Origin of the sequence: Pseudomonas sp., assembly GCF_050739655.1 — a bacterium.
Lineage (GTDB): Bacteria > Pseudomonadota > Gammaproteobacteria > Pseudomonadales > Pseudomonadaceae > Aquipseudomonas.
Map to the genome: position 1 here is coordinate 1 of NZ_JBOIBY010000604.1, position 2,024 is coordinate 2,024.

General features: G+C 60.7%; 1 protein-coding gene and 1 pseudogene. Both read left to right on the top strand.

The genetic code is table 11. The features are described from left to right. Nucleotides 1-1,098 (top strand): annotated as a pseudogene (locus ACRESJ_RS28770) (hypothetical protein); the annotation flags it as partial. 164 nt (nucleotides 1,099-1,262) lie between these two features. Then, the gene (locus ACRESJ_RS28775) at nucleotides 1,263-1,901 is read left to right on the top strand and encodes a DUF6708 domain-containing protein (RefSeq protein WP_431760900.1); all 639 of its coding nucleotides are present in this window, start codon (nucleotides 1,263-1,265) and stop codon (nucleotides 1,899-1,901) included. Nucleotides 1,902-2,024: the final 123 nt, after the last annotated feature.

The following is a 2,024-nucleotide window of genomic DNA, read 5'->3' on the forward strand; positions in this document are numbered from 1 at the left end:
GCGCCGGAAGCCAGGCTGGCGCTGTACGGCAGCATGCTGGGGGTGTTGGGTGGCGGTGTGGAAATCGTGGGGGTTGCACTGTTGACCGGGGCGGGACGAGTTCAGCAGATGAGCAGCCTGTCTGCTCGGGCATCAGTCTCGGCCAGGGCTGCCATGCAGGCCGGTCGGATGCTCGCCAGAACGGGGGCCGTCATTGGGGCGGTAACGGGGTTGTTTGAGGCCACGCAGGCGGGGATGGCGGCTAGTCGTGCTTCGAAAAACGGTGATGGGACAGCGGCCAAAGTGTATGTCGCATCCGCAGCAGTTGGTGGGCTGGGAGCCGCTTTTGGCATTCTTACAGCCATTTCAACTGCCTCTGTCCTCATGGGCCCGCTGGGCATCTCCATCGTGCTCGGCATGGCTGGGTATGGTCTACACCAATGGGCCAAGAGAAAGGAGTCCACTCCACTGGAGCGCTGGGCCAAGCGCTGTGCCTTCGGTTACGCCGATGAAACGCCCAGGGTTCACTGGGACACGCCCGAACACGCCCCTATCGCCATCGCCGAGCTCAACGCTGCGTCTTTAGGCATCGAGGCCAGCGTTGAATTTCGTCTGCGCATGACCAGTCACCCGGATCATCACTGGGGAGGTTCTATCGGCGGTGCCGGAACCGTTGCCTACGAAGAAAAGCTGGAATTTCACCTGGCGCTGCCTTACTTCGACCCCGAACGTTCGGACTATCAATGGACCCTGCGCCTCCTGCGTGAAGGGGACAACCCAACCACCCGGGAAACCGGTGAAGTTGCGGCCAGCGGCAGCCTGGTTGCCCCTCCGATGCCAACAACAACCACCATCGTCGATGGGAAACCGGCCCCGCAGATGGATTACCAGGCCGAAGACGGCACGCCGAAGACCAATATCCGCAGTCAAGCATTGCCCGGCAAGGACGCCCTGCAGGTCATGGACATTTCGGGCGCCCTCGTCCTCAAGCCTCAGGGACGGCGCCGAAGAATCGAAGGGGCCATTTTAACGCTGACTTACTGGCCTGATCGCACCGTGCCCCAGGGCTATGCGGCCCTCACTCTGACCACCTTTTCCAACCTTTTCGGAGCCCGCTAATGGCCTTCATTGAACCGCTACTCGACCCATATGCACCCGGTTGGAAGCGCGATCTACCTATGCCGGATCAGGCGCCCAGCACCGAGCCCTATCCGCCGGTGCTATCGAATCCGCCCAACCATGTGGACTCAATCTACCTGGAATTACCGCGCTCGACCTATACGATGCGAGGCCTGTGCGCCTGGTTGGCGATTGCTATTCTCGTCTCGTCTCCTTACCCACTCATACTCCCGTTCCTCTTCCCACCTGCACCATGGGAGTCTATCGACTTTGGCTTCATCCTCATCTGTGTAGTCTTATCCATCATCACATTTTGGTCCGGAATATATGCTTGCCGAATGACCGTACTCGCGCCCCGCGATGAACCCATCCGCTTCAACCGCCTGCGTCGCAAGGTCTACGTCTACCGCTGCCATCATGATGGCCTCCGCCCCTTCAGTCGAACCGCCTGGAGGGTTCGCTCTGAGATCTACGACTGGGATGACTTGCGTGCCGAGGCTTGCAGCATCTACGGTCCCATGGGCACTGGCGGCCTTATTGAAACCGTAACCCTGGCCGTGGTGAAACCCGGCACCAACCAGGTCATCGACCGCTTCCATTTTGCCCACGGCATTCAGCAGGGCGAAATGTACTGGGCCATGGCCCTGCTGTTCATGCAGCAAGGTCCGCACGCTTTACCCCATTTCTCCCGCCCACCGCGCGACTGGAACAACGAAGACGTGAGCTTCAACCTCGCTCGCCGCCTGGCTCCCAAGGTGCAGTGGCCCGCCGACATCGACCTGGAGTCGAGGACCGCGCCCTGATGACTTTTACCTTTCTCTCTCGGCCCCGATGGCGACTGGAAAACGGTGATCGCACCGTGCCGCAGGGCTATGCGGCCCTCACGCTGACCACCTTTTCCAACCTTTCCGGAGCCCGCTAATGGC